The 26756-nt window shown below is 64.5% G+C and carries 24 protein-coding genes and 2 pseudogenes; 12 read left to right on the top strand and 14 right to left on the bottom strand.

Annotation, left to right across the window (positions count from 1 at the left end; genetic code table 11):
* Window positions 1–26 precede the first annotated feature (26 nt).
* The 3 genes and pseudogenes from H7K34_RS07070 to H7K34_RS07060 all read left to right on the top strand — a co-directional run bounded on the left by H7K34_RS07070 (window position 27) and on the right by H7K34_RS07060 (window position 3627).
* Window positions 27–1244, top strand: coding sequence for a CaiB/BaiF CoA transferase family protein (locus tag H7K34_RS07070; RefSeq protein ID WP_264061247.1), 1218 nt, complete (start codon window positions 27–29; stop codon window positions 1242–1244).
* On the top strand, window positions 1241–2386 hold the full coding sequence (locus H7K34_RS07065) for a thiolase family protein (RefSeq protein ID WP_264061133.1): 1146 nt from the start codon (window positions 1241–1243) through the stop codon (window positions 2384–2386). Before H7K34_RS07070 ends, H7K34_RS07065 begins: the two co-directional genes overlap by 4 nt.
* An 11-nt stretch (window positions 2387–2397) precedes the next feature.
* Window positions 2398–3627, top strand: a pseudogene (locus H7K34_RS07060) (amidohydrolase family protein).
* A gap of 34 nt (window positions 3628–3661) precedes the next feature.
* On the opposite strand, the gene H7K34_RS07055 reads toward H7K34_RS07060, so the two are convergent.
* The 6 genes from H7K34_RS07055 to H7K34_RS07030 are packed head-to-tail and all read right to left on the bottom strand — an operon-like array spanning window position 3662 to window position 10526.
* Window positions 3662–4855, bottom strand: coding sequence for an acyl-CoA dehydrogenase family protein (locus H7K34_RS07055; RefSeq protein WP_264061131.1), 1194 nt, complete (start codon window positions 4853–4855; stop codon window positions 3662–3664).
* Between the two features lie 15 nt (window positions 4856–4870).
* Window positions 4871–5935 carry an acyl-CoA dehydrogenase family protein gene (locus tag H7K34_RS07050; protein ID WP_264061129.1) on the bottom strand — a complete coding sequence of 355 codons (1065 nt, stop codon included), beginning with the start codon at window positions 5933–5935 and terminating at the stop codon, window positions 4871–4873.
* Window positions 5936–5937: 2 nt separating this feature from the next.
* Complete coding sequence (locus H7K34_RS07045) at window positions 5938–6786, bottom strand: amidohydrolase family protein (protein ID WP_264061128.1); 849 nt, start codon at window positions 6784–6786, stop codon at window positions 5938–5940.
* Window positions 6783–8435 (bottom strand): acyl-CoA synthetase, encoded by a 1653-nt coding sequence (locus tag H7K34_RS07040; RefSeq protein WP_264061127.1) that lies wholly within the window; start codon window positions 8433–8435, stop codon window positions 6783–6785. Before H7K34_RS07040 ends, H7K34_RS07045 begins: the two co-directional genes overlap by 4 nt.
* A gap of 12 nt (window positions 8436–8447) precedes the next feature.
* Window positions 8448–9650, bottom strand: a complete 1203-nt coding sequence (locus tag H7K34_RS07035) for an amidohydrolase family protein (RefSeq protein WP_264061126.1) — start codon at window positions 9648–9650, stop codon at window positions 8448–8450.
* A gap of 18 nt (window positions 9651–9668) precedes the next feature.
* On the bottom strand, window positions 9669–10526 hold the full coding sequence (locus H7K34_RS07030) for an enoyl-CoA hydratase (RefSeq protein ID WP_264061125.1): 858 nt from the start codon (window positions 10524–10526) through the stop codon (window positions 9669–9671).
* 245 nt (window positions 10527–10771) lie between these two features.
* On the opposite strand from H7K34_RS07030, the gene H7K34_RS07025 reads away from it, so the two are divergent.
* The gene (locus tag H7K34_RS07025; protein ID WP_264061123.1) at window positions 10772–11044 is read left to right on the top strand and encodes a hypothetical protein; all 273 of its coding nucleotides are present in this window, start codon (window positions 10772–10774) and stop codon (window positions 11042–11044) included.
* Between the two features lie 97 nt (window positions 11045–11141).
* Entirely contained in the window at window positions 11142–11360 is a 219-nt protein-coding gene (mbp1, locus tag H7K34_RS07020; protein ID WP_108925052.1) for a microaggregate-binding protein 1, read from the top strand.
* Window positions 11361–11437: 77 nt separating this feature from the next.
* On the opposite strand, the gene H7K34_RS07015 is transcribed toward mbp1, so the two are convergent.
* A complete protein-coding gene (locus H7K34_RS07015) occupies window positions 11438–12445 on the bottom strand; it encodes a dihydrodipicolinate synthase family protein (protein ID WP_264061120.1) in 1008 nt (335 codons plus the stop codon).
* 35 nt (window positions 12446–12480) lie between these two features.
* Window positions 12481–13278 (bottom strand): SDR family NAD(P)-dependent oxidoreductase, encoded by a 798-nt coding sequence (locus H7K34_RS07010; RefSeq protein ID WP_264061118.1) that lies wholly within the window; start codon window positions 13276–13278, stop codon window positions 12481–12483.
* A gap of 252 nt (window positions 13279–13530) precedes the next feature.
* On the opposite strand from H7K34_RS07010, the gene H7K34_RS07005 reads away from it, so the two are divergent.
* A complete protein-coding gene (locus tag H7K34_RS07005; RefSeq protein ID WP_264061117.1) occupies window positions 13531–14337 on the top strand; it encodes a TetR/AcrR family transcriptional regulator in 807 nt (268 codons plus the stop codon).
* Between the two features lie 27 nt (window positions 14338–14364).
* Here H7K34_RS07005 and H7K34_RS07000 read toward each other — a convergent pair whose 3' ends face one another.
* Together H7K34_RS07000 and H7K34_RS06995 are read right to left on the bottom strand one after the other, a co-directional pair.
* A complete protein-coding gene (locus H7K34_RS07000) occupies window positions 14365–15255 on the bottom strand; it encodes an enoyl-CoA hydratase/isomerase family protein (RefSeq protein WP_264061115.1) in 891 nt (296 codons plus the stop codon).
* Window positions 15252–15929: a hotdog family protein gene (locus H7K34_RS06995; protein ID WP_264061113.1), complete on the bottom strand. Its 678-nt coding sequence runs from the start codon at window positions 15927–15929 to the stop codon at window positions 15252–15254. The genes H7K34_RS07000 and H7K34_RS06995 overlap by 4 nt, the downstream gene beginning before the upstream one ends.
* A 186-nt stretch (window positions 15930–16115) precedes the next feature.
* On the opposite strand from H7K34_RS06995, the gene H7K34_RS06990 reads away from it, so the two are divergent.
* The 6 genes and pseudogenes from H7K34_RS06990 to H7K34_RS06965 all read left to right on the top strand — a co-directional run bounded on the left by H7K34_RS06990 (window position 16116) and on the right by H7K34_RS06965 (window position 23169).
* Window positions 16116–16937, top strand: coding sequence for an enoyl-CoA hydratase/isomerase family protein (locus tag H7K34_RS06990; protein ID WP_264061110.1), 822 nt, complete (start codon window positions 16116–16118; stop codon window positions 16935–16937).
* A 47-nt stretch (window positions 16938–16984) separates the two neighbouring features.
* A pseudogene (locus H7K34_RS06985) lies at window positions 16985–17796 on the top strand (enoyl-CoA hydratase/isomerase family protein).
* Window positions 17787–18596, top strand: a complete 810-nt coding sequence (locus H7K34_RS06980; RefSeq protein ID WP_264061106.1) for an enoyl-CoA hydratase/isomerase family protein — start codon at window positions 17787–17789, stop codon at window positions 18594–18596. Before H7K34_RS06985 ends, H7K34_RS06980 begins: the two are co-directional and overlap by 10 nt.
* A complete protein-coding gene (locus H7K34_RS06975) occupies window positions 18596–20077 on the top strand; it encodes a class I adenylate-forming enzyme family protein (RefSeq protein ID WP_264061103.1) in 1482 nt (493 codons plus the stop codon). Before H7K34_RS06980 ends, H7K34_RS06975 begins: the two co-directional genes overlap by 1 nt.
* On the top strand, window positions 20067–21632 hold the full coding sequence (locus H7K34_RS06970) for a class I adenylate-forming enzyme family protein (protein WP_264061102.1): 1566 nt from the start codon (window positions 20067–20069) through the stop codon (window positions 21630–21632). The genes H7K34_RS06975 and H7K34_RS06970 overlap by 11 nt, the downstream gene beginning before the upstream one ends.
* On the top strand, window positions 21625–23169 hold the full coding sequence (locus H7K34_RS06965) for a class I adenylate-forming enzyme family protein (RefSeq protein ID WP_264061101.1): 1545 nt from the start codon (window positions 21625–21627) through the stop codon (window positions 23167–23169). Before H7K34_RS06970 ends, H7K34_RS06965 begins: the two co-directional genes overlap by 8 nt.
* Here H7K34_RS06965 and H7K34_RS06960 read toward each other — a convergent pair.
* The 4 genes from H7K34_RS06960 to H7K34_RS06945 all read right to left on the bottom strand — a co-directional run bounded on the left by H7K34_RS06960 (window position 23166) and on the right by H7K34_RS06945 (window position 26756).
* Window positions 23166–23528 (bottom strand): hypothetical protein, encoded by a 363-nt coding sequence (locus H7K34_RS06960; RefSeq protein ID WP_108925073.1) that lies wholly within the window; start codon window positions 23526–23528, stop codon window positions 23166–23168. The two genes, H7K34_RS06965 and H7K34_RS06960, sit on opposite strands and share 4 nt — an antisense overlap.
* 89 nt (window positions 23529–23617) lie before the next feature.
* Window positions 23618–24331, bottom strand: a complete 714-nt coding sequence (locus H7K34_RS06955) for a GntR family transcriptional regulator (RefSeq protein ID WP_264061100.1) — start codon at window positions 24329–24331, stop codon at window positions 23618–23620.
* Between the two features lie 4 nt (window positions 24332–24335).
* Entirely contained in the window at window positions 24336–25529 is a 1194-nt protein-coding gene (locus tag H7K34_RS06950) for an acyl-CoA dehydrogenase family protein (RefSeq protein ID WP_264061099.1), read from the bottom strand.
* A 24-nt stretch (window positions 25530–25553) separates the two neighbouring features.
* A complete protein-coding gene (locus H7K34_RS06945; protein ID WP_264061098.1) occupies window positions 25554–26756 on the bottom strand; it encodes a CoA transferase in 1203 nt (400 codons plus the stop codon).

Raw genomic sequence — 26756 nt, 5'->3', positions numbered from 1 at the left:
GGCTGGTGGGAGAAATGGTCAAGGTAATGCAGGGCATTCGTGTCCTCGAGGTTGCGCAATTCACCTTCGTCCCGGCGGCGGGAGCGATCCTCGCGGACTGGGGCGCGGACGTGATCAAGGTCGAGCACCCACTGCGCGGCGACACTCAACGTGGCTTCCTCAACATGGGCGGCATTCAGGTCAACCCGGACCGGCATCCGCTGATGGAACATCCCAACCGCGGCAAGCGCAGCGTCGGGATCGACGTCTCCACCCCCGGCGGCCAGGAAGTCATCTACGCGCTGGCCAAAACCTCGGATGTGTTTCTGACCAACTACAAACCGTCCCAGCGGCAACAGCACAAGTTCGACGTCGAGCACATCCGCGCGGCGAACCCGAACATCATCTATGCCCGGGGTTCGGCCTACGGCGACAAGGGCGCCGAGCGCAATGTCGGTGGCTATGACGGAACCGCGTTCTGGACGCGCAGCGGCATCGGCTACGCGCTGACACCGGAGGAGCTGGGCGGCGCACTGGGACAAGGCATTCCCGCGTTCGGCGATTCCATCGGCGGCATGTTCATCGCCGGCGGTATCTCGGCCGCGCTGCTGCATCGCGAGCGCACCGGCGAGGCGGTCGAACTGGATGTGTCGCTGCTGAGCACGGCGTGGTGGGCCGCCGGCGCCAGCATGACGCAGGGTATGGAGACCGGAGAGGTGATGCGCACCCCGATGCCGGGTTCGGCCAGCGCGGTCTCGGTGAATCCGTTCATGGGCAACTACGAAACATCCGATGGCGGCACGATCAACCTGTGCATCATCAGCCCGACCGGCATCATCCGCGACACCTTCGAACACCTCGGCATCCCCGAGGCCGCCGACGACGAGCGTTTCTCCGAGGTGCTCCCGTTGATTCAGAACGCCGACGCGGCCGCCGAACTGATCGCGAAATCCTTCGCCGCCAAGCCCTTTGAGTACTGGCGCCAGCACCTGAAGACGATGAAGGGCCAGTGGGCGCCGTTCCAGAGCCTGATCGACCTGGCCAACGACGAGCAGGCCATCGCCAACGACATGATCGCCGAAGTCGAAGTCGCCGCCGGCGGAGCGCCGTTCAAGGTAGTGCGCGGCCCGGTCCAGTTCAACCACGAGCCGTTGGATACCACCCGGGCGCCGCAGGCCTCCGAACACACCGAAATCGTGCTGATGGAGATCGGCATGGACTGGGACCGCATCGAGGAACTCAAGAATGCAGGAGCCATTGCATGAATGACGTGGCCATTATTGGCGTGGGCCTACATCCGTTCGGCCGGTTCGAAGGCAAGTCGGCGATGCAGATGGGCGTCGACGCGATCATGGCCGCAGTCGCCGACGCCGGTATCGAGTGGAAGGACGTCCAGTTCGCCACCGGCGGCAGCTGGACGGTCGCCAATCCCGACGCGATCGTCGGCATGGTCGGCCTGACCGGCATCCCGTTCACCAATGTGTTCAACGCCTGCGCCACGGCGGCCAGTGCCCTCAAGGCCTGTGCGGACGGAATCCGGTTGGGCGACTACGACATCGGCATCGCGATCGGTTTGGACAAGCATCCCCGCGGAGCGTTCACCGAAGATCCGGCGCTGGTCGGCATGCCGAGCTGGTATGCGGAAAATGGCCAGTACCTGACCACGCAATTCTTCGGCATGAAGGCCAACCGCTACCTGCACGACCACAACATCTCCCAGGAGACGCTGGCCAAGGTCGCCGCCAAGAACTTCCGCAACGGCGCGTTGAACCCCAATGCCTTTCGCCGCAAGCCGATCCCCGAGGGGGACATCCTCAACTCGACGATGCTCAATTACCCGCTGACCCAGTACATGTTCTGCGCACCCGACGAGGGTGCCGCGGCGGCGGTCATGTGTCGGGCCGACATCGCACACCGCTACACCGCGAAGCCGGTCTATCTGAAAGCGGTGGAAGTCCGCACCCGGCGCTACGGCGCCTATGAGGTCAACACCACCTGCGCTCCGGTCGAAGAAGACGTGGCACCAACGGTTTACGCCGCCCGCACCGCATTCGAGAAGGCCGGCGTCGCCCCCGGCGACGTCGACGTGATCCAGTTGCAGGACACCGACGCCGGTGCCGAAATCATCCACATGGCCGAGTGCGGGTTCTGCGAGCACGGCGACCAGGAGAAGCTGCTGGCCGACGGCGCCACCGAGATCAGCGGCCCGATGCCCGTCAACACCGACGGCGGGCTGATCGCCAACGGCGAGCCCATCGGCGCCTCTGGGCTGCGCCAGATCCACGAAATCGTGCGCCAACTGCGCGGTGAGGCGGGCGATCGCCAGGTGCCCGGCAATCCGAAGGTGGGGTTCACCCAGCTGTACGGCGCGCCCGGCACCGCCGCGGCGACCATCCTGACGACCTGACGGGACATTCGATGGCTCAGTTCACCCAGGCGCCGATCTTTGACGCCGACCAGCACATGTACGAAACCTCGGAGTCGTTGACTAAGTATCTGCCGGAGAAGTACTCGCGAGCCGTCCAGTTCGCCCAGATCGGGCGGCAGACCCGAATCATTATCAACAACAAGGTTTCTGACTTCATCCCGAACCCGACCTTCGAACGCGTCGCCGCACCGGGCGCACACGAGAAGTTCTTCGCCGGTCAGAACACCGAAGGGCTGACGCTGCGCGAAATGCAGGGCAAGGCGATCGAGGCACCGGAGGCCACCCGCAATCCGGCCGACCGCATCGCCGAACTCGACCGCCAGGGCGTCGTCGAGGCCCTCAACTACCCCACGCTGGCCAGCCTGGTCGAACACTCCTCGGCCGACGATCCCGAGTTGACGCTCGCGATCATCCACACGCTGAACCAGTGGATGCTCGAGCACTGGACCTACAACTACGAAGACCGGGTGTTCTCCACGCCGATCATCAATCTGTCCGAGGTCGACGCCGCCCAGCGCGAGCTGGAGTACCTGCTGGACAACGGTGTTCGCGCCGCGCTGATCAAACCGGGCCCGGTGAACGGGATTCACGGCTGGCGCTCCCCGGCACTGCCGGAGTTCGATCCCTTCTGGCGTGACGTGGAGGCCGCCGGGCTGCCGATCGTGCTGCACGCCAGCTACCCACCGCTGGACGATTACGTCGCCAAATGGGAGCCGCCCCACACCCAGAGTTTCATGGCCATGAGCGCCTTCCGCTGGATGACGTTGGGCCACCGGGAAATTGCGGACATGATCACCAGCCTGATCTGTCACGGAACGCTGAGCCGCTTCCCTAAGCTGCGCATCGCCAGCGTCGAGAACGGCAGTTCGTGAATCTTCCCGCTGTTTCACGACTTTGAAGACTTACAGAAGAAGATGCCGCAGAACTTCCCCGAGCACCCGCACGAGGTGTTCCGGCGAAACATCTGGGTCAGCCCCTTCTGGGAGGGCTGTGTGGCCGATGTCGTCGACACGGTCGGCTGGGACCGGGTGCTGTTCGGTTCCGACTACCCACACCCCGAGGGACTCGCCGAGCCAAAGGGTTTCTGGAAGTACGCCGACGACATGGACGAACGGCGCACCTACGACTTCATGGGCGACAACGCACGCCGCTTCATGGGTCTGCCGATCGCCAACCCCGATCGCAACGCCGCCAAGCCTCCGGCACTCGCCAGCGCCTGAGCGGTTACACCGCGCTTTTGCGGCGCTCGTCGAATCAGGTGACCTTCGCCGCCGGCGGTGAGTAATTGGGCTTGCCGAGCCCAAGCACGTGCTGCGCGATCATGTTCCGAAACACCTCCAGCGTGCCGCCGTAAATCCCGACCAGCGGGGCAAAGCGGTACGCGTACTCGGCGCTGCCGTCGTCGGCGGCGCCGTCGGCCCCGAACGGCAACGACGCCGCGGCACCGTGCAGGTCCATCAGTTCCGGGGAGACGTCCCGCATCGTTTGTGCGATCGCGACGCGCCCAAAGATGCTGGACGCGCTCAACGCAGCCTCAACTCGAGCGAAGCTGCGTCCCAGGCGATATGCCACCGACTTGTCTTCGCTGCGCCGGTGTCCGCCGGCGTCCGGCTGCGTGACGCGCGCTACGGCGTTGTCCACTGCGGCTGCCATGAAGCCGGCCTGGTGCATCATGATCGAGTTGTCCTGCAAGCCGTCGGGCGCGGCCGCCACGGCGCCATGCTCGACGTTGAGTGGCTCACGCAGCACCGTCCATCCACCGTTGACGTCACCGAGCCGGTACTTGTCGTCGACACGCACGTCGCTGTAATAGACGATGTTGGTGCGGTCGCCGTCGACCGTCCGAATGCCCTGGATCTCGATGCCGGGTAAGTTCAGCGGAACCAGGAACATGGTGATGCTCTTATGCTTTCGCGCCTCGGGGTCGGTGTTGGTGATCAGGAAGACATATTGGCAGTTGTGCGCGCCGGTGGTGAACATCTTCGAGCCGTTGATCACCCAGCTGTCACCGTCGCGCACCGCGCGCGTCTTGCAGGTGGCGATATCGGAGCCGCCTTCGGGTTCGGTGTAGCCCAGGCACAAACGGACGTGGCCACTGAACACCTTCGGCATCACGTCCGCGACAAGCTCGGGTTTGCCGAATTTCTCCACCGAACGCGCCACCATCGCGGTGGTGCCCCACGTCACCCACGGCACATGCGCCCGGCGTTTCTCCAGCTCCCAGATTCGCCGCTGCACCCGGCTGAACCCGCCGTCGGACGACGGCCTCCATTCCTTTTCCAAATAGCCGGCGGCCCCGAAAGCCAGGTGCACACCCTCGTCGAAGTTGTCGCCGGTCTCGCGGTCTCGCCGAATGACCTCGTCGGTCACCTGCGTTGCCAAAAAGCTTCGGGCTTCATCGAAAAAGGCCCTATCCTCGTCAGCTAGCTCGACGCGGGAGAAATCCATCGGTTGGCTCCTGTCCTAGCCGCGGGCGGCCTGGGCCGCACTCTCGCGGGCGGTCACGATCTCGGCAACCCGGGTGGCGGTGGCCCCTGGGTCGCCGCCGGCCAGCGGCCAGCCGTGGGCGCGCACCAGGTACGCGGTCGCGGCGGCCTCCGACGAAACACCAAGGCCGCCTTGAATATGGACCGCCATCGTGGCCGCCTTCGCGGCCTCTTCTGCCATGAACACGAACGCCGAAGGCGCCAGCTCGGGACGCTCATCGGGCTCGTTGTCCAAGAACCACGCGGCACGGCGCGCCAAGTTGCGCCCGCCCGCAACGGTGATTGCCATGTTCGCCAACGGGTGCGAGATGCCCTGCAACGTCGAGATGGGCACACCCAGCGTGTAGCGGCTCTTGGCGAACTCGGCCGCTATCGTCATCGTCTCCTCGACCAGGCCGACCAGCGCCGCCGCGGTGAGCAGTCGCCATTCATCCAGTGCACGTTCGTATTTCGCGAACGCCTCGGCTCCATGAGCCACGACGGTCCGGGTATCGGCGACGGCCGGGTCCACCCACGCCATCGGTAACCGGCCGATGTTATCGACCTTGGCCGGGCGGGTACCAAAGGTCAGGCGGACGATGTCGTCCCCGTCGCGAGCGACGATATGGTCGGCGATCGATCCGGTGGGTATCAGCCGGGGACCGGACACACTGTCGATGCGTGCGTCCAGGGCGGCGAGCTGTTCTCCGTTGACGATGCCCGCGGTGTCATCGCTCAATACGCCGAGGCTGGCCAGCAACCGCGCGGCACAGACGTGGTCGATCCACGGAACCGGAGCCAGCGAACGCCCGATCTCCTCTGCCACCAGAGTGAGATCCACCAGCGTGGCGCCGTCGCCCCCGCAGGACTCCGGCAGCGCCATGGTGGTGGCGCCCATCGCACAGAGCCGCTCCCATAGGTCCTTGTCGAAACCCGAAGCTTCTGCGGCACGGACCGTTTCGATCGGGCAGTGCGTCTTGAAGAACTGCTTGTAGACGGTCTGCAAATCCACGTGGTGTTCGGACAGGCTGTAGTCGATCCTGCGCAGTTCGTAACGGTCCATCGTCACTGCTCCTCTTGAGGGGTCGGCGCGGCGCCGAAGAAGAAGTCCTCTGCATTGTTATAGAGGTAGTTGTCCAGCACCTCGGCAGGAAGGTCCAGCGCCCGTGCTTCGGGGATTACCCGGTGCATCCGCAGCACCGGCCAGTCCGACGCGTAGATCACCTTGTTCGGGCCGCGGGTTCGCATGTAGTGCAGCAGGCTTTCCGGTAGCCGCTTCGGCGACCATGCCGATGTCATCAGCCGAAGGTTGGCGTACTTGAGCATCAACCGGATCGCGACGTCCCACCACGGGTCGGCTCCGTGGATCATGCACAGCTTCAGTTCGGGGAATCGCACACACACCCGGTCCAGGTGAATGGGATTTTGTACCTCGCCGGGGATCGGCGGCCCGGGCAGGCCGGTGTTCACGCACAGCGGCAGCTCGAGCTCTGCGCACTTCGCATAGAGCGGGTAATACACGGCATCACTGGGCGGATACTGGCCGTCGCCCCAAAAGCTAGGTCCCACTACGGCATAGGCGACCGGCAGGTCGGCCCGGATTGCGGCTAGTTCGCGCAGCGGCTGCACCGGGCGCAGCAGATTGATGCCCCCCATCGCCAACGCGAACCGATCCGGTTTGGCGTCAACGAATTTGCGCGCCGTCGTCGACGGGCTCGCGAGGTTGTCCATCAGGATCGCCTTGCACACACCGTGGGCGTCCATCTCGTCGAGCAACTCCGACAAATCCACCGGCTCGAACATCGATTTCGGGCCCTTGAAATAGTCGTCGCGGACCTTCAGCATCCAGTTCGGCTGCGAGCCGGTCTCGCCGAAGTGCACATTGATCAGGCAGTCGATCGCTTTGTCGGTCATCCGCGTCCTTCCGCATCGACGCCGGCCAGTGCGGGATCCGAAAGCTGTTCTGCAGCAGCTTGGGTAGCCCACCGGTAGTTTGGTTTGCCATTGCCGAGACGTTGAATCTGTTCGACGAACAGGATTGCCTTGGGCGCTTTGAAATGAGCCAGCTGCGACTTACACAGGGTGGCCAGCTCGGCGTCCTCGACACCGGCGCCCGGCGCCACCGCGACCAGCGCGACCACTTCCTGACCCCACCGCTCACTGGGCCGGCCCACCACCAGCGCGTCGGCGACGCCGGGGTGGGTGCGCAGCACCTCTTCGACCTCTTCGACGAATACCTTTTCACCGCCGGTGTTCACCACCAGCGAATCGCGTCCGAACAGGCGCAGGGTGCCGTCGGATTCGATGCTCGCCCGGTCGCCGGGGATCACCACCCGTAGGCCGTCGATCTCGGGAAAGGTGCGCTCGGTGGCCTCAGCGTCGTTGAAGTAGCCCAACGGAATCCGGCCGCTGCGCGCCACCCAGCCGATCTCGGGATCGCCGGGCTCCAAGAATCTGCTGCGATCCTCCGATACCACCGCGCCACCCTCGCGGAGCGCGAAAGTCTCACTCTGGGTACCGCGCTGACTGTGCCCGAACCCCATGTTCCCGGATTCCGACGAGCCGTAGCCGTCGATGATGGTGAGCTGTGGCAGCTTTTCCATCAGTGCAGCTTTGAACTTCGGATTCGTTGCGGCCCCGCCGGTTCCGATCCCGTTCAGCTTCGATAGATCGTAGGAACCTCGCGCCAACTCGGCGACCAACGGGCCGGCGTAGGCGTCGCCCACCATGGTCATCATGCCGACTCCTTCGCGCTCGGCCGTTTCCCAAACCGCGCGCACGTCCAGTTTCCCCCGGCCGTCATAGAGCACCGCCGTGAACCCGTTCATGATCGCCGAGAAGGCGGTCCACATGCCGGCGGCATGCATCAGCGGAGACACCGCGAACCACGACTGGCCGCCGCCGCGTACCTTGGCGTGGATCTCGTCGACGCTTGCGTGGTCGGCGCCGACCATCGATGCGACGTACATATCGCTTTGACGCCACAGGACTCCCTTGGGACGGCCCGTCGTCCCGCCGGTGCACATCATGATCAAGTCGTCGGGCGATCCCGGGGCGAGCTGGCCCGAGCCACCCTGCGCCAGCGCATCATCCAGCGATACCGCGCCCGGCAGTTCGGCGGCGCCGCTGCCATCGTCGATCGAGATCAGCAGCTCGGCACCGTCGCTCGGCAGCACCTCGGCACACCGCGCGCCGAGCGAGGAATGATAGATGATGCCGCGGGGCCGAATGTAGGTGAGCAGATCGGCGATCTCCCGCGGCGAATAGCTGTAGTTCACGTTGACCGGGACCACCCGGGCTTTCAGACACGCGATCACCGCGTCCGGGTAAAGGTCATTGTACATCAGCAGCGCGACACGGTCCTGACCACACTCCCAGCGGTTCAGCGTGTCGCGCTCTCGGTACGCCCCGAAGCGGTTGGCGTTCAAGAAGTTCGCCAACCGACTGGTCCTGCTGGCCGACTCGGCGAAGGTGCTGCGCCGCGTTCCGCACACCGTCATCACCCGGTCACCGATGACGTCCGCGATGGCGTCGAGAACAGCCCCGACGGTCCATTCACTCACGGGCCACGCTGCCTACGCCGCTACAGTGGCTTTGACACCGAGCAGATCTAACGCGTTGTCGCGCATGATCTTTCGGACGTCCGATGCACTGAAGTCTTTGAGTTCCTCGGCGAACGATACCGGCAGCTCCAGGCCTTCGCCGTGCGGCCAGTCCGAGCCGAACAGGATTTTGTCGACGCCGATCACCTCGGCCAGCTCCGGCAGGTCGTCCTCGTAGTACGGGGCGATCCACACGTTGTTGCGCAACTGCTCCACCGGGTCCTCGGGGAAGTCGCGCGGCTGGGTGTTGGCCGCCTTCTTCAGGCGCTTGACGAGCCGATGCACGAAATACGAACCGTTTTCGATGCTGACCGCCTTCAGCTTTGGATGCCGGGTGAACACACCGTGCACGATCATCGAGGCCATCGTGTCGTGAATGGCACGGTCGTCGAGCAGCACGTTGTCCAACGGGTCCTTGGCACCAAATCCTTCGAACGTCGCCTTGCCGCCCCATGCCGCCGCGATGTGCAGATAGCCGCTGTCGCTGAGGTGAAATCCCACCGGTACTCCCGCCTCGGCCAGCCGGGCCCAGACCGGGTCGTGGCTGAGATGCCCCAGCGACCGCGGCTTGACCAAGCCGGGCACCGGCGCCGGACGCACCAACACCAGCTTGGCTCCCCGGGCCAACACGAAATCGACTTCTTCGAGGGCCTTGACCGGGTCGGCCAGCGAGATGATCGGCGCGGCAACGATCCGGCGATCCGGACGGTTGAAGCCCCAGTCCTCGTCGAGCCACAGGTTGAACGCGTGCACCGACGCCATCGTCGCGTCGATATCGTGCTTGAGCGCCTCTTCGACCCCGCACCCGAAGGTCGGCAACATGAAGACGGTGTCGATGTCCTGGGTGTCCATCACCGAAATGCGGGCGTCGCGGTTCTGATACTCGGGGTGTTCGGCCATCCGCTCGACCTTCATCAGCGACGCTGGATCGACGCCTTCTGGGATCTCACCGCGGAACAACAGGTCGAGGCAGCCGGGCACGATGATCGGGTCGAAGGTGGGGTTCGGGACGAAGTGGTTGACCTGCCCCCCGATCACAGCCAATGTGCGCTTGCCCTGACTGACCATCTGCACGCCACGGCTCGTGAACGCCTTGTCCAGGTGGCGGGTGAACGAGTCCAACGGCTCGTAGTAGTGGTTATCGACGTCAATGGCCTTGTAGCTCAGGCTATTCATGATCTTCCTTCCCTGGTACTAAGCTTCTGTCGGGCGCAGTGATGGAAACTGCGGGGGCCGCTTCTCGAGGAAGCTCGTGATCCCTTCGATGACGTCCGGCCGCGGCAGAGACTCCTGCAGCAGGGCGTCGGCAAGCGAAGTGGCGTCCACGACATCGCGGGTAGTGTCGCCATAGACCTGACGCTTGATCACCGCCATCGATGTGGGTGAACAATTGGCGGCCATGTCCTCGGCGTATTCCAGGACACGCTTCATCAGGTCGTCGGCCGCGACGACTTCTTTGACCAGGCCCAGCTCGGCGGCCTCCGCCGCGAGGAACGTGCGAGCGCTCAGCAACAGATCGAGGGCGACGGCCATACCGGTCAGACGCGGAAGGATCCAGGAGATGCCGAATTCGGCGATCAGTCCGCGGCGCGCGAACACCGCGCCGAACTTGGCGCCTGCGGCAGCGAACCGGACATCGCACATCAGCGCCTGGGTCAGACCGATGCCGACACACGAACCGTTGACGGCGGCGATGACGGGCTTGCGCAGCGTGGTGACGAAGTGCGGCGGCCGTTCGCCGACCAAGTCGGCGAGGTTCGTCTGGCCGGCCTTCTCCATCGATTCGCCGACCTTGGCCGCTGGGCTCGGCGCGCCCAGGTAGGCGCCGGCGCAAAATCCTCTGCCCCGGCCGGTCAGCACGATCACCCGGATGGTGGGATCGGATTCGGCGCGGTCGATGCCGGCGTAGAACCCGGCCGCAATGTCGGGCCCCCACGCGTTGAGGCGGTCCGGACGATTGAACGTCAGGATGGCGACCCCGGCTTCGGTGGTCTCGTAGAGCACCGCGTCGTCGGCTTGAGAGTCCTGGGAGGCACTGTCGCTGCCGGCCATCTTCCGCGGTACCTCCTCATGGTTTAACGACGGGATTCACTGGGCTTTGTACCCATACTGTATACCTATCGGTACTGCATTCCACAACTCTGTCCACGGGCTCGCGAACCCACGCCAAACAGCGGATTTCACGGATCTCAAGCGCGGTCGGAGCGCACTGAATGCGCCTCGCATTGTTTGGGACGGCGACTCACCGGGTTACCAACACGAGGACTTGAACAACCGGTAGCTGAGGGGATCAGTGCGTGAAGGCGGCAGCAAAAGCGATTGTGCACCGGGTGAAGCAAGCGCGCTCAGCGATTCTGAAGATCGAGGTGGCGTGGGCGGGCTTGCAACTTCTGATCGCGCTGGGATCGATAGGCGCCCTCGTCGGACTCGTGGTTTGGGCACGACGGCGTCGAACCCGCGGCGAACCTGCGCGGGTGGACACGGCCGCAGCGCCTGCAGTGGACGGCGAACGGAGCGCGCCGGTGGGCGTCACTTCGGCGAAAGCAGCCGCGAACGGGCTGGTCAACTGATGCTGTGGCGAGCGCCACTCCCGATCGGGTTTTCCCGCATCCAGTGATCGGGAAGAGGTACTGGAGGCACCCACTAGGCAGGAGGAGGGAAACGCCAATGGTTGACATCATCAAGGGCGTCATGGATGACGTTGTGGGCAAGGCCAAGGAAGTAGTCGGTACGGTCGCGGGTCGCAACGACTGGATCAGCGAAGGTCAGGCGCAGCAGGACAAGGCGGAGGCGCTGCGTAACGCCACCAAGAACGAGGCTGAAGCCGATAAAGCTCGTGCCGAGGCGAAAATTCACGAGGCACGTGAGCGCGCCGAGCAAAACTAATCGAAGCGCATACGCGAGGCCCGGTCACCGCTTCGGTGGCCGGGTCTTTACATAGGCATGCAGCACAAGGATTTTGGCTACGATTCGAGGAGGCCGAGCCGGCGGTAAGCCGTCTCGATTTGGGCTTTGGCCTCAGCGGGCAGCTCCGCTTGCGGTGGCCGCGAATGCGGGTAGGCACCTATCGGCAAGCCCAGCACCGAGGCCGCGTATTTGAACGCCGCTCCCCAGTGCGTGAAGTAATCCGATCGCCCCGGGTAGCACGTCCACCACGGTCCGAGGTCGAGATCGAATTGGTCCAAGCCGGAATCGCGGCCGTAATCCATTGCCTCAACCAGCTTGTCGGACAGCACGAGGTCCCAATACTCGGAAAACAGTCGCCGCTGCGGAGTTTCGAACAGGTAGCCCGCGGTACCCAGCTGTGCCGGACAGACGATCCCGTCGCGCAACCATCCGGCGCGGTAAACCGTCTTGTCACATTCCCATACCACCAGGCCGGGTGCCAGTTCATGCAGCATTCGGCTGCTCGCCGGCCGGAACGCGCCCTCCTTGGTGGCGCACACCGCGGGCACCTCGTCATAAATCCGGGCACTTTCGGCCGGCGTCAGCACATAACCCGAAGACGGGGAATTGAACATGCCCAGTGCGATATCCGTGCGCGCGGCGACGTATTTGAAGAACCGCAGCACGCCTTCGCCGCCGTGGGCCTCCATCATCGGCGTTTGGATGTACGCGATGTCTGCGCCCGCCTGCTGGGCGTGCAGCGTTAGGTCCAAACAGTCCTTGGGCGCCATCGCGGCGGTACAGGCTTGCACCACGACGCCGGGATTGATACCGCGCGCCTCCTCGACCGCCACCTCCAACAGACGTTTGCGCTCATCGAGGGTCAGCGACCAGAACTCGGCGATTCCGCTGGTACACCACAACATCGGGTGTCCGAGATCACCGACGCAGTAACGCACCAACGTCCGATAGGCGTCCCAGTCGATGTCGTCGCCGTCGGCGCCGCAGAACGGCGTGTAGAGGGAGTCGCCGATACCCCGCAACGCTCCGCGCGCCCACGTGCGCGCCTGCGAAGCTGTCGCCATAGTCCACTCCTTCTGTCGGCCAAGCGATTTTGAGATCAGATGAAGTCTGATCCACCGTCGACGTTGATGTTCGCGCCCGTCATGTAGGAGTTGCGCCGCGACGCGAGGAACGCGACGACGGGCCCGATCTCTTCCGGCAGGCCGGCCCGCGGCATATGGGCCGGATGCCCAAAGTGCTTGGCAATGGCCTCCATCAGGCGATAGGGATCGTTGCCGTCGACACCGACCGAGTCGGCCCAGCCGACCAGCGACTCGGACGCAATGCTGCCTGGTGACACCACATTGACCAGGATCTCGTCTTTGGCGAGCAACAGGGACAGGTTTTTTGAGACGCTCGTCAGCATCGATTTGGCCGCGGTGTAGGCGGGCAGCAGGACGCTTTGCCGCCGTGTGGAATGCGCCGAGAAGTTGACGATCCGCGCCCATTGGGCCTTGCGCAGCAACGGAAGCGCCGACCGCACGCAGCGCACCATCCCCATCACACCGTCTTCGACGGACTCACGCCACTGTTCGTCGGTGAGGTCTTCGAAACTGCCCGGTGCTCCCGGTCCGACCGTGTTGATCAGCACGTTGAGTTCGCCGTTCCATCGGGCGGCAATCTCGCCGAACACTCTGTCGACGTCGGCCGCATCGCCGATGTCAGCGGCGAATCCCAGGGCATCCGGACTTCCGCGATCCGTCAAGTCGGTCACCGCGCTATCGAGAGAGCCGCGAGTTCGGCCCACCAGCGCCACCCGGGCACCGTCCTCGGCGAGGCAACGGGCCGCGGCCAAACCCATGCCGCGGCTACCACCGACAACGACCGCTGTCGCATTCGCCAGCCCTAAGTCCATCGCGATGTCCGCGGCTGATCCGGCGAGGCGGCCAATGGCTTACGTCCGGTCATCTTTGCCCGTTCAGCCGCATATACCAAAAAGCCTACGATAGGTATTACAGTAGCAGATGGAAAAGCGTACGAGAGCCCGGTTGACGGTCATACCCGAACGGCGACACACCTACATATACGCAGGTGGGAGCACATCTGCGGAGTAGATTTGGTTCAATCGGTGGCACGGTTGCAGACCGTACGCACAGGATACATTTTGATGGAGGTGCCGGTAGTGGCAAAGCAGGCAACCGCTGATAAGCGTCAACGGCGCGAACGCGGGTCCATCAATCCCGATGACATCATCAGCGGCGCATTCGAACTCGCGGAGCAAGTATCGATTGACAACCTGAGCATGCCGCTGCTCGGCAAACATCTCGGCGTCGGTGTTACCAGCATCTACTGGTATTTCCGCAAGAAGGACGATCTACTCAATGCGATGACCGACCGCGCGTTGAGCAAGTATGTGTTCGCCACGCCCTATGTCGAGGCCAGCGATTGGCGGGAAACCCTGCGCAACCACGCGCGCCTGATGCGTAAGACGTTCATGGGCAACCCAATTCTGTGCGACCTGATATTGATTCGCGCCGCGCTGAGTCCGAAGGCCGCGAGACTGGGCGCCCTGGAGATGGAGAAGGCGATCTCCAATCTGGTCGAGGCCGGCCTGTCGCCCGAAGACGCCTTCGACACGTATTCAGCGGTGTCGGTCCACGTCCGCGGCTCGGTGGTGCTGCAGCGCCTCTACGAAAAGAACCAGTCCTCCGACGTCGGTCCGCGCGCGATCGAGGATGCCGTCTCCATCGATCCCGAAAAGACTCCGCTGCTCGCCCAGGTGAGCCGGATAGGTCACCGGATCGGGGCGCCGGACGAAACCAATTTCGAGTACGGCCTCACCTGCATCCTGGACCACGCCAGCGGGTTGATCGACGAGGGATCGAAACCTGCCAAGTCGTCGACATCGCGGGCGAGCAAGACCACGAAGTCCTCTGCTCCGCGTAGCCGGAGCAAGGCGACCGCAGACCGGTAGCCCGGTCGCCTGCCTCGAAACTGGTTACTATGCTTCGGGTTCCGGCACGTGGAAGTGTTCGTCGCGCAACCGGAACGCCTCTTTGGTGCCATGCTGGGCCCGGGTCTTGACGAAGTTGAACTCGTCCGGCCCGAATTGCAGGTTGGTGCCGTAGGCGTGGAAGAGATAGCTCGCGACTTCCTCACCGTTATAGGCCTGGCTCTGCTCGACGAGGCGGAACGCTTCCTTGGCGATGACGACGCCGTCGGCGGGCATCTTCGCTGCCTTCTCGGCCCAGTACCGGGCGCGCGCGGTCACGGCGCCGGGATCACAAGTGTCGGTGAAGATTCCAAGATGTTCCAGCTCGCCGGCCGCAATGACGTCGCCGGTCAGCAGCAGGCGCCGAGCCACGACCGGCCCCAGCCGATGGAAGAACATGTGCAGGCTGCCCAGCGCGGGGCCCAGGAAGCGCGTTGCCGGCATGCCGATCTTCGTGTCGCGCGCGATCACCGAGATGTCGGTCATCAGTGCCATCTCGAAGCCACCGCCCAGCGCGTAGCCGGAGATCTCCCCCACCGTCACCTTCGGGAAGCCCATGAAGTTGTGGTAGAAGCTAAATGATTTGCGGTCCACCGTAAGTCGTCTGCGTTGACTGGGCCGGTACTTGGCCGCGGCATCATCGGGCGCCTTGGTCTTGTCGCCGTACCAGCCGTACGCATTGTTCATGTCGGCCCCGGTGGAAAAGACTCCCTCGGCGCCACGCAGCAACACCACGATCAGATCGTCGTCGTCGGCCACCTGATCTAGGCAGCGGCCGACGGCCTCACGCATGGCCGCGTCATAGGAGTTGCGCTGCTTGGGATTATTCAGTGTGATCGTCGCGATTCTTTTGCCGCGATCGACCTCGAAAAGCACGCGATCGTCGTTCGAGGCAGTCATGTAGCGGATTCCTTTCGCCGCCGACCGAATCTGTATCCGGTCAGCTTGTCCGGTTGCGAAGCCAGGGTGTTGACCTCGCCGGTACACAGCACTTCGTCGCCGAGCAGCAGCCGCGCCGTCGACTCGATACCCCGCTCGACTTGCGACCGGACAATGTCGAAGCGCAGCTCGGTCAGCAGCGGCGTGGGCCGGCGAAAGGTCACGTGCAGCGAGCGTGTCTTGCCGGACAGCCCCATCACACAACTGTGGTGCTGGATGACGCAGTCGAAGAAGACGGACAGAAAGCCACCGTGGACCAGTCCGGGTGGACCCTCATAGGCCAGCGGAAAGACGACCCGCCCGGCGGCGGTGTCGGCGCCGAGATGATCGAAGGCGTATTCGGGAAAGGACGGGTTGTAGGCGCCGATATCGGTGGCGTGGTTGAGATAAACCCGGCGGCGATCATTGTCGACGTCACCGATCCGCGGCGCGTGATCCTGCGGGGCCGCCGATGTGAGCTCGCTCTCCCAGTCGCCGAACTTCGCCAGCATGGCATCCACCGTCGGGTGCGGATGTTCGAGCGACAGCAGCAACGAGGTCAGGCGCCTCATCGCGCCGGCAGCCGCCACCGTCTGAGCAAGGGGCACCTCGCCGAATTTCGCGTCATCGGCGCGTATCGGTGTCGCTTCGCCCATTCGCGCCGCTCCTTCTCATCACCGTCGGCTCTGCATCGTCGCCGGCGCGGAGCCATGCGACCCTCTTTCACCGGGTATCAACGGAGTTGTTCCGTCGGCAGCGTTTCCTTGATAACTTATACAGCGTATCAATCGCATTGCCTACTGTATGGGTAACTGTATCGCTGAGAAAGGCCAGATTCGACGGTGCGTAACGACGCCGATGCGGCCGACGCCGAGGGGTCGGTGACTGCACGCCGGGATGGCGCGATTCTGCGACTAACCATCGATCGCGCACAACGACGTAATTCGTTGACCCACTTGATGATCGAGACGCTGGTCGGTGCGCTGACCGATGCCGCCACCGACGACTCGTTGCGCGCGATTCACCTGAACAGCGCCGGCGATGACTTCTGCTCTGGCGCCGATTGGGTCGCGACCAATAGCGGCGCCGGGCAGCGCCCGCGCACCGGCGATCTGGTGCGCAGGATTCCGCACGCCGCCCACCGGCTGATCGAGCTCGTGCAAACCATCCAGCTCCCGGTGGTCTGCACCGTGCGCGGCTGGGCGGTAGGCATGGGTTGCAATCTTGCCCTCGCCGCCGATTTCGCGGTGGCCGCCACCGACGCCGTGTTCTGGGAGCCGTTCATCGAACGTGGATTCAGCCCGGATTCCGGTGCCACCTGGCTGCTCCCCCGACTGGTCGGCGTGGCGAGAGCGCGACGCCTGCTGCTGCTCAGTGAGAGGCTCAGCGGGGCGGACGCGGCCGACTGGGGGCTGATCCACCAGGCCACGGCCCCGGCCGAACTCGACAACGCCGTCGAACAGCTGCTGACGCGACTGGCCGACGGACCCACGGTCGCGATCGGGCTGGCCAAGCAGGCCCTGAGCTACGGCCAGCACGCGTCGCTGAGCCAGTCCATGACGCAGGAACTGTTCAACCTAGAATTATCCTGTCGGACAACAGATTTCAAAGAAGGCCTAGAAGCCTTTCGGCAACGACGGACGCCGAAGTTCGATGGACGCTGACCAGATGGGCTTTTAGTCGCACCGGGCGCTAGACGAAGGGAACACGGATGCCTGCTGACTCGTTCGACACCATCAAATACGAGGTCGACGGGCACACCGCCACCATCACGCTGAACCGGCCCGATGCCCTCAACGCGCTCAGCCCGCACATGATCACCGAGCTTCGGGCCGCCTACGACGAGACCGAAAACGACGACAACGTCTGGCTGACTATCGTCACCGGCACCGGCCGCGCCTTCTGCACCGGCGCCGACGTCAAAGAGATTCCCGAAGACGGCAAGGTGATCTACGAGCGGCCGTACCTGTCGACCTACGACCAGTGGGAGGCACCGCAGGAGGGCACCCCGCCGTTTCGCACCACGCCAAGCCGGTGCTGACCGCGGTGAACGGAATCTGCTGTGGCGCCGGCATGGATTGGGTCACGACGACCGACATCGTCATCGCGTCCGATCAGGCGACCTTTTTCGATCCGCATGTCAGCATCGGGCTGGTGGCCGGACGCGAACTGGTGCGGATATCGCGGGTGTTGCCCCGCTCGATCGCCCTGCGGATGGCATTGATGGGCAAACACGAGCGGATGAGCGCCCAGCGCGCCTACGAACTCGGATTGATCAGCGAGGTCGTCGAGCACGACAACCTGCTGGACCGGGCCCATGAGATCGCCGACATCGTCAACTCCAATGCACCGCTGGCGGTTCGGGGAACCCGGCTGGCCATTCTCAAGGGCCTGAACGTGCCGCTGCACGAGGCCGAGATCATGGCCGAAACGTTTCGCGAGCGGGTGCTGCGCACCGCGGACGCGGCCGAAGGCCCCAAGGCCTTTGTGGAAAAGCGCAAACCGAATTGGCAGTGCCGTTGAGTACCCCGCGTTTCGAAACCATTGTCCTTGACATCGATGCAGACGCTCATGTCGCCACCATCACGCTGAATCGGCCTGATCAGCTCAATGCGTTCAACCGCACGATGTGTGAGGAGATGGCTCAAGCCTGGCGCATCGTCAAACTCGACGAGTCGGTGCATGCGGTGGTGCTGCTGGCAACCGGCAGCCGGGCGTTTTGCGCCGGGCTGGATATCAAGACGCCGTACGGGCAACCCGAAAACGTGTGGAACCACCAGGATCCCGGTGAATTGCTCAGCCCCAAGTGGCAGAAGATGTGGAAGCCGGTGGTGTGTGCCGTTCAGGGCATGTCTACCGCGGGCGCGTTCTACTTTCTCAACGAGTCCGATGTGGTGATCTGCTCAACCGACGCAACGTTTTTCGATTCACACGTCTCGGCCGGTCTGGTGTGCGCGCTGGAGCCGATCGGCCTGATGCGACGCATCGGCCTGGGCGAAACGTTGCGCATCGCACTGATGGGCAACGACGAGCGGGTCAGCGCGGACACCGCATTGCGGATCGGATTGGTGTCCGAGGTGGTCGCGACGGATCAGCTGTGGGGCCGTGCGCACGAGATTGCCACGGCGATCGCGGCCAAGCCGCCGTCGGCGACTCAGGGCACCGTGAAGGCGATCTGGGAATCGCTGGACAAGCCCTACCGCGCCGCCTTGGAGCAGGGCCTGATCTACACCCGGCTGGGCAACCCGCTGGGCACCGCCGAGCTGGCGGCACAGCAGGACGCCGACGGCAAGGGCGCGCGCAGCGATCCAAAGATCCGCTGATGACCGATCATCCGCTGGGCCAACGGATCGCCGACGTCTTGGATCTGCAGGCGAACGCACCGGCGATCGAGTACGACGGTCGATGGTTGTCGTGGGGTCAGATCGGCGCGGCGGCAAGGCGGATGGCGTCGTTGACCGCCGAGCACGCCGACAACGCTGCGATCGGGATGCTGCTGCGCAACCGGCCGGGGCAGGTGGCGGCGTTTCTCGGGGTATTGCTGGCCGGCGGCACGGTGGTCACCATCAACCCGTCGCGCGGCGATGAACGCACCCGGGCCGATATCGCGGCACTACAACTACCGCTGGTGGTCGGCGAACCCGACGATCTGGCCACGCTGGTCGCCCCCGGCACGCCGACCCTGTCGATCACGGGCCGGCTGGACGAGCCCGGCGAGCCGGCGCCGCCCGGCTACCGCGCCATCCCCGCACCCGAAGTAGCGGTGCGGATGCTGACCAGCGGAACGACCGGTCCGCCCAAGCGAATCGACCTGAGCTACGACATGCTGGCGCGCAGCGTGATGGGCCCGGACCCAGATCACGCACCAGCGCCTGCAGAGCTGCGGCGCGGTATCGCAATCATGAACTCCCCGCTGGTGCACATCGGCGGCGTCTTCCGGATGCTGCAGTGTGTCGCCGAGGCGAGATCCTTTGTGCTACTGGAACGTTTCGAGCTCAACGCGTGGGCTTCGGCGGTACGCACGCACCGGCCCCGCGCGGTGTCGCTGGTGCCGGCCGCATTGCGGACGGTGTTGCACTCCGACCTGTCGCGTACCGATCTGGACAGCATTCGCGCCGTCACCTGTGGCACGGCCCCGCTGTCAGCCGACGATGCCGACGCCTTCACCGAGAAATTCAGCATACCGGTTTTAACATCCTATGCTGCAACAGAATTCGGTGGCGGAGTGGCCGGCTGGACTCTGACTGACTACCAGGACTACTGGATCGCCAAACGCGGCAGCGTCGGGCGGGCCAACCCGGGCGCGCAGTTGCGGGTGGTCGACGACACCGGCGCGCAGCTCGGGCCGAACCAGGTTGGGCTGTTGGAAGTCAAGCCGGGGCAGTTGGGGCGCACGGCGGCTTGGATGCGGACCACGGATTTGGCGCGCATCGACGCGGATGGCTTTCTCTGGATCGTCGGTCGGGCGGATCAGGCGATCATCCGCGGTGGGTTCAAGGTGATGCCCGACGACATACGTGTCGCACTGGAGGACCACCCCGCGGTGGCGGGCGCGGCCGTGATCGGGCAGCCCGACGAGCGACTCGGCGAGACTCCCGTCGCGGTCGTGGAACTACGCGAGCCCGCCAGTACCGACGCCGACGCGTTGGTGGAGTACCTGCGAACGCGATTGGCCCGCTATGAGATTCCCACCGAGATCGCGATCGTCGACACGATCCCGCGCACCCCGTCGGGTAAGGCCGACCTCAGCGAGATCCGGCGCTTCTTCGAAGAGTCCGCGGTGCAGCGCGACCATGCCCGGTGATTCCACCGTCGCCGAGATCCTGCGACATCAGGCCCGCACCCGGGAAACACACCCTCTGCTCGTCTGCGATGCCGAGCGCATCAGCTACACCGAAGCCGACGTCCGGTCAGCAGAGCTCGCGCGCGGCCTGATCGCGCTCGGTGCCGGCAAGGGCACCCATGTTGGGCTGCTTTACCCCAACGGCACCGAGTTCGTCGTCGCGATGCTGGCGGCCGCGCGAATCGGCGCTGTGGTTATCCCGTTTTCCACCTTCGCCACGGCTGCTGAGATGCGCGAGCAATTGGTCGATAGCGATGTCGAAATCCTATTGGCCACACTGACTTTTCGCTCTCACGATTACGTGCAACGACTGTCCGAGGTTCTTTCGGGCGCCGATCTCGATTCCCGGTTGTGGTGTACCGCCGCACCGCAATTACGCCATGTTGCAATCACTCACGAGTCGGTGTACCAACGAGCCGGCGCCGTCGACCCGGAGCTGCTGCAGGCGTCAGAAGAGGACGTCCACGGCTGCGACCCCCTGGCGATCGTCTACACATCGGGATCCACCAGCGCCCCCAAAGGGGTGGTGCACACCCATGGCGCGCTGCTCGGACATCAGCACAACCTCAACCACATCCGCGGTTTGACCAAGGCGGACAAGCTGTTCTGCAATTCTCCGTTCTTCTGGATCGGCGGTTTCGCGTTCGGTCTGCTTGCCACCTTGGTAGCCGGTTCGACGTTGGTGTGCTCCAACGCCACCGACGCGGGGGTGATGCTCGACCTGTTGGAAGACGAAAATCCAACCATGACAAATGGGTTCGCGGCCGGGATCGCGCACCTGGTAGACCACTCGAGCTACGCCGAGCGTGATCTGTCGTCGATACGTCGCGGCAACCTCTACCCGATCATGGCCCCCGACACCAGACCGGCCGACCCGGAGCTGCGGCACAACATGCTCGGGATGACCGAGGCCGGCAGCGTCGTGTTGATCGGCGAGGATGAATCCGACCAGCCCGAAGCGCGGCGGGGGTCTTTCGGCAAGCCCGCACCCGGATTTCAGATGATGCTCGTCCACCCCGACACGACGGAGAACGTTGCCGCCGGCGAGGTCGGCGAACTGTGTATCCGCGGGCCTTATGTGATGCAGAGCTATTACAAACGCAGCCGCGAGGAGTGCTTCGACGCCGACGGCTGGTTCCACAGCGGCGATTTGGTGCGCACCGACGCCGATGGATTCGTCTATTTCGTCGGGCGCCTGCGCGCAATGATCAAGACTGCCGGCGCCAATGTCTCGGCGGCCGAAGTGGAGAAGGCGATCACCAAGGTCACCGGCGGAGCGCCGGCTTACGTCATCGGCCTTCCCGACCCAAGGCGCGGGCAGCTCGTCGCCGCGGTTGTTGTCCGGCCGGACGGCGCTGCGACGTTCGACGATGCCGCATTGCGCGAACGCCTCAAAACCGAACTGTCCGCATACAAGATCCCCAAGCGGTTCATCACCGTGCACCCAGCCGACGTACCGCTGCTGTCCAGTGGCAAGGTCGACACGCGCCAACTGCGGAAGCTCTTCGATGCCTGACCCGAGCGCACACACCATCGACGAGCTGGTCCGCTTTCGAGCCGGCCACGACGCGGACACGCCGATCGTGATCGATCCCACGTCCCGGCTCAGCTACCGCGAACTCGATTCGACCACACACGATTTGGCCGCGGCATTCGTCGAGGCCGGGGTGGGCAAGGGCACCCGGGTAGGGCTGATCATGCCCAACAGCACCCGCTGGGTACAGGTCGGGATCGCGCTGACCCGCATCGGTGCGGTGCTGGTGCCACTGAGCACCTTGCTGCAGACCCGCGAACTCGTCGCGCAGCTGCGGGTGGCGGCCGTGCAGTTCCTGGTGAGCGTCGAGGAATTCCGCGGTCATCGCTATCTCGACGACCTGAAGACGGTGCCGCAATTCGAACTTCCTGCCTTACGACAGGTTTGGTCGATCGGACAGCTGGACAACGCCGCCGCGAGTGACCGGGTTAGGCAGATCGTCGACGCGATGACCGCAACAGTCACCGCCGCCGACCCGCTGGTCATCATGTTCACCTCCGGCAGCAGCGGAACACCCAAGGGAGTAGTGCACTCCCACGGCAACGCGTTGGGCGCCGTGCGATCGGGGCTTGCGGCCCGTTGCATCACCTCCGAAACCCGCCTGTACCTACCGATGCCCTTCTTCTGGGTCGGCGGCTTCGGCAGCGGGATACTGTCCGTCCTGTTGGCGGGTGCCACCCTGATCACCGAAGAGATCCCCCGGCCGGCCAGCACGTTGCGACTGCTGGAGCGCGAACGGGTAACCCTGTTTCGCGGCTGGCCCGATCAGGCCGAGGCACTGGCACGGCACGCGAGCTCGGCCGGCGTCGTGCTCTCGGCGCTGCGACCGGGCAGCCTCGACGCCCTGCTGCCGCCCGAGCAGCGGCCTGCGCCCGGGGCACGGGCCACGCTGTTCGGCATGACCGAGGCGTTCGGGCCGTACTGCGGCTACCCCGCCGACACGGACATGCCCGCGACAGCCTGGGGCAGCTGCGGAAAGCCGTTCAGCGGCATGGAAGTCCGCATAGTCGATACCGACAGCGGCGAGCCCGTCGCGACGGGATCCGCGGGCATGATCCAGATCCGCGGGCCGCATACGTTGCGCAGCATTTGCGGTCGCAGTCGCGAAGAGCTGTTCACCGTCGACGGCTTCTATCCGACCGGCGACCTCGGCCACCTCGACGAGGATGGGTTCCTGTTCTACCACGGGCGATCCGACGACATGTTCAAGGTCAGCGGCGCGACTGTCTACCCGAGCGAGGTCGAGCGCGCGCTGCGCACGGTCGAGGGCATCGACAACGCCTTCGTCACCAATGTGCCCGGCGCCGTCGGTGAACGGGTGGGCGCAGCGGTGGTGTGCGGCGACCGTGGGTTGGTCGCCGCACAGTTACGCGACATGGCGCGGACTGTGCTGAGCGCGTTCAAGGTTCCGGCGGTGTGGCTATTGCTGGATTCCGACGACGCCGTTCCGCGCGGCGGCACCGGCAAGGTCGACATCCATCGACTGCGCGAGATGTTGATCGAAGCCGACCAGCCCTAGGGCACCCGGGTCCAGGGCTGACAGTTCTGCGACTCGAAAGCCTTCACCGACGTGTTGATGTTCGCGAACATCGGACCGACCGAGATATTCGTCTGGAGCACATGCTCCTTGTTCGCATCGGGCGTGCTGTAGGTAAACCACGCACACATCGAGTCCTGTGTCGGCACATTGTTGATCCAGACCCCGAACGTCGACGCCGAACCGGCCGTCCGGTAAAGGCCCGGTGCGATGTCGGGCCCTACGACAAAGACACCGTTGCCGGGAATCGGGTCGAGCAGATCGGCATTCGCCGGAGCCGCGAACACGATGGCTGTCGCGGTTACAACGAACAGGGCCGATGCGCGAAGCGTGTGCGGCATCTTCTTCTCTCCATTCGTTGCCCACCCTGATGGCAGCGTATGCCCAGCCACGCCCAGCAACAATAGGAATCTTTGCGACGAACGCTGCGCTAGCCCGTGTTGCTGCGATCCTGCTGAACGGCCGGAATGCTTCCGTCTGCCACCACACCGCGCGCGACGAGGTGATCGATCAGCGGAACCGCGCCCGCAGCAAGGTGTTTCGACATCGCCGCTCGGGCAAGCTTGTCGTCGTGTATCTCGAGCGCGGTCAGGATCTCGCGATGATCCTTTATCGACTGGCTGGGCCAGCCCTCGATCGTGGGAAACACCGATTCGGGAGCGTAACGGGTGATCTGCAGCATCAGCTGTGCGAGTTTGGGCGAGTCCGCGGCGACGTTGATGGCCCGGTGAAACTCGTGGTTCAGCCGAACCGTCCGCTCGTGGTCGTCGCCGGCATAGGCCTGCTCCAGCTGAGCCTGGATTTGCTTGAGCTCGTGCAGCTGATCTCCGCCGATGTTGATCGCCGCCCGCGCGGCGAGCTCCCCACCGACGTGGGCCTGCACGTTCGCGACGTCGGTCACGTCTCGCCCGGTGACCGGCAGCACCACGAACCCGCGGCGGGGCTGCTGTGCGATCAGTCCTTCGGCACGGAGCGCGAACAGCGCCTCACGCACCGGTGTAACACTGATCCCCAACTCCGCCGCCAGTTGGTCCAGACGAACGTAAGACCCCGCGGCATAGCCGCCGTCGAATATCCGCCCACGGATGATTCGCGCGACATCCTCTGAAAGTTGAGGCCGCGCGGCGAAATCCGGAACGCTCATCTGCTTACACCCGATACTCGGCGAGCAGTCGCTTGCTGATGATGTTCTTCTGAATTTCGCTGGTTCCCTCACCGATCAGCAGGAACGGCGCGTCGCGCATCAGCCGCTCGATCTCATATTCCTTGGAATAGCCGTAGCCGCCGTGGATCCGGAAGCTCTGCTGGGTGACCTCGGTGCAATACTCGCTGCACAAGTATTTGGCCATTCCGGCCGCGACATCGTTGCGCTCGCCCGAGTCCTTCAGGCGCGCCGCGTTGACCATCATCAGGTGTGCCGCTTCGACTTTGGTCGCCATCTTGGCCAGCTGAAAGGCGATGGCCTGGTGCTCGGCGATCGGCTTGCCGAACGTCTCGCGCTGTTGGGCGTACCGCACCGCGAGCTCAAAAGCTCGCAACCCGACACCACACGCGCGCGCCGAAACGTTGACCCGGCCCACCTCGATGCCGTCCATCATCTGGAAGAAGCCCTGTCCGGTGGTACCGCCGAGAACATCATCCGCGCCGGCCTGATAGCCGTCAAAAATCATCTCGGTGGTTTCGATGCCCTTGTAGCCCAGCTTGTCGATCTTGCCCGGAATATGCAGGCCGGGAACGACTTCGCCGAAGCCGACCGGCTTCTCGACCAGGAATGCGGTCAGGTTGCGGTGCGGTTTGTCCGAGCCTTCCTCGGTGCGCACCAACACCGCCACCAGCGTGGAGGTGGCGCCGTTGGTCAGCCACATCTTCTGACCATCGATGGTGTAGGTCCCGTCGGAATTGCTCCGGGCCCGAGTGCGAATCGCGGCGACGTCAGAGCCCAGCTCCGGCTCCGACATCGAAAAGGCGCCGCGCGCCTCGCCGGCGGCCATCCGGGGCAGGAACCGCTGCTTCTGCTCGTCGGTGCCGTGCTGGCGCAGCATGTACGCCACGATGAAGTGGGTGTTGAGCACGCCGGACACGCTCATCCAGCCGCGCGCCAGCTCCTCGACACACAGCGCGTAGGTCAGCAGCGATTCCCCGAGTCCGCCGTACTGCTGCGGAATCATCAGCCCGAACAGGCCCATCTCCCGCATCTGATCGACAATCTGCTGCGGATAGGTGTCGCCTCGTTCGAGTTCGGCCGCGTGGGGAATGACTTCCTTCTCGACGAATTGGCGTACCGTGGCGATGATCTCGGTCTGGAATTCGGTCAGCCCGAGGGTTTGGGCGAGCTTGGTCATGTGCTGTGTTTCCCTTCCAGCTGCTCAGCAGGCGATCGTTTTGGCGTTCGTGAGACGCTCGATGTCGGCGGTGGTCATGCCCAGGTTCCGCGCAAGGACATCCGCGGTGTCGTGCCCCAGCGCCGGCGCGGGTGCGCTGGCCGGATGGGCGCCGTCGAACGCGGCCGGCAGTCCGGGGGCGAGGTAGTCGCCGAGACCCGGTTGCTGCAGTCGCGAAAATAGTGGATTAGCAGTCACTTTCGGACCAGCCGCGACCTCGGCAAAGGTGCGGTAACGCTCGAACAGCACCGTGGTGCCGGAGAGCGCGGCGGTGATCTCGTCGGCCGAGTGATCGCTGAACCAGGTGGCGAACAGGCCCGACAGCACGTCACGGTATCGGTAGCGGTCACCTTCGGACCCGAAATCCACACCCAGCGCCTCGGCGAGTGCGGACACCGCGGCACCGGTACCCGTGACCTCGAGCAGGTCGCGAAAGTGCCTACCGGTCAACGTGACTAGCATGAATCGAGCCCCGTCACCGCTAACGAAGTCCTGCCCGTACTGACCATAGATGGCATTGCCCAGCCGCTCGCGTTGCGTCCCGTTGACTTGCGGCTCGGTCAGCAACCCAAGATTCGCGGCGGTGGCCAGCGCGACGTCCTCCAGCGCGAGGCTGATCTGCGCCCCCGTCCCGGACTGCTCACGACGACGCACAGCGGTGACGACAGACAGCGCGGCGTACAGCCCGCAGCACACGTCCCAGGCCGGCAACACATGATTGATCGGACCGGCCTGATCGGCCGGGCCCGTGACGAGCGGATACCCAATACCCGCGTTGACCGTGTAATCGACCCCGGTGGAGCCATCGCCTCGGCCGAGTAATTGAACGTGAATGACGTCGGATCGCTTGGCCGCCAGCGCATCATGGCTCAACCAGGACAACCCGGCGGCGTTGGTAACCACGATCCCGTCACCCTCGACGATCAGCCGCCCGGCCAGCTCTTGGCCTTCCGGAGACCGCAGATCGATGGTGGCCGAACGCTTTCCCTTGTTCAGTCCGGTCCAATAGATTGAGGTGCCGTCTGCCGTCAGCGGCCAGCGTTGGACGTCAGACGCGCCACCGATCGGGTCGATGCGGATCACTTCTGCGCCAAGCTGACTCAACGTCATGCCACACAGGGGCGCGGCGACGAAGCTGGACACCTCGACCACGGTGAGGCCGGTCAGCGGCAACGCGGGACGACTCAT

It is taken from the genome of Mycobacterium montefiorense, assembly GCF_025823255.1.
Classification (GTDB): domain Bacteria; phylum Actinomycetota; class Actinomycetes; order Mycobacteriales; family Mycobacteriaceae; genus Mycobacterium; species Mycobacterium montefiorense.
This window is presented reverse-complemented; position numbering and strand designations above follow the sequence as displayed.

Coding starts and splice junctions, on each gene's coding strand:
- H7K34_RS06950 (WP_264061099.1), bottom strand. CDS start 25,529: ATGACCAAGCTCGCCCAAACCCTCGGGCTGACCGAATTCCAGACCGAG.
- H7K34_RS07005 (WP_264061117.1), top strand. CDS start 13,531: ATGGAGGTGCCGGTAGTGGCAAAGCAGGCAACCGCTGATAAGCGTCAA.
- H7K34_RS06955 (WP_264061100.1), bottom strand. CDS start 24,331: ATGAGCGTTCCGGATTTCGCCGCGCGGCCTCAACTTTCAGAGGATGTC.
- H7K34_RS06970 (WP_264061102.1), top strand. CDS start 20,067: ATGCCCGGTGATTCCACCGTCGCCGAGATCCTGCGACATCAGGCCCGC.
- H7K34_RS07055 (WP_264061131.1), bottom strand. CDS start 4,855: ATGGATTTCTCCCGCGTCGAGCTAGCTGACGAGGATAGGGCCTTTTTC.
- H7K34_RS07065 (WP_264061133.1), top strand. CDS start 1,241: ATGAATGACGTGGCCATTATTGGCGTGGGCCTACATCCGTTCGGCCGG.
- H7K34_RS06965 (WP_264061101.1), top strand. CDS start 21,625: ATGCCTGACCCGAGCGCACACACCATCGACGAGCTGGTCCGCTTTCGA.
- H7K34_RS07010 (WP_264061118.1), bottom strand. CDS start 13,278: ATGGACTTAGGGCTGGCGAATGCGACAGCGGTCGTTGTCGGTGGTAGC.
- H7K34_RS07070 (WP_264061247.1), top strand. CDS start 27: ATGCAGGGCATTCGTGTCCTCGAGGTTGCGCAATTCACCTTCGTCCCG.
- mbp1 (WP_108925052.1), top strand. CDS start 11,142: ATGGTTGACATCATCAAGGGCGTCATGGATGACGTTGTGGGCAAGGCC.
- H7K34_RS07035 (WP_264061126.1), bottom strand. CDS start 9,650: ATGAATAGCCTGAGCTACAAGGCCATTGACGTCGATAACCACTACTAC.
- H7K34_RS07050 (WP_264061129.1), bottom strand. CDS start 5,935: ATGGACCGTTACGAACTGCGCAGGATCGACTACAGCCTGTCCGAACAC.
- H7K34_RS06995 (WP_264061113.1), bottom strand. CDS start 15,929: ATGGGCGAAGCGACACCGATACGCGCCGATGACGCGAAATTCGGCGAG.
- H7K34_RS06945 (WP_264061098.1), bottom strand. CDS start 26,756: ATGAGTCGTCCCGCGTTGCCGCTGACCGGCCTCACCGTGGTCGAGGTG.
- H7K34_RS07000 (WP_264061115.1), bottom strand. CDS start 15,255: ATGACTGCCTCGAACGACGATCGCGTGCTTTTCGAGGTCGATCGCGGC.
- H7K34_RS07045 (WP_264061128.1), bottom strand. CDS start 6,786: ATGACCGACAAAGCGATCGACTGCCTGATCAATGTGCACTTCGGCGAG.
- H7K34_RS06960 (WP_108925073.1), bottom strand. CDS start 23,528: ATGCCGCACACGCTTCGCGCATCGGCCCTGTTCGTTGTAACCGCGACA.
- H7K34_RS07030 (WP_264061125.1), bottom strand. CDS start 10,526: ATGGCCGGCAGCGACAGTGCCTCCCAGGACTCTCAAGCCGACGACGCG.
- H7K34_RS06975 (WP_264061103.1), top strand. CDS start 18,596: ATGACCGATCATCCGCTGGGCCAACGGATCGCCGACGTCTTGGATCTG.
- H7K34_RS07015 (WP_264061120.1), bottom strand. CDS start 12,445: ATGGCGACAGCTTCGCAGGCGCGCACGTGGGCGCGCGGAGCGTTGCGG.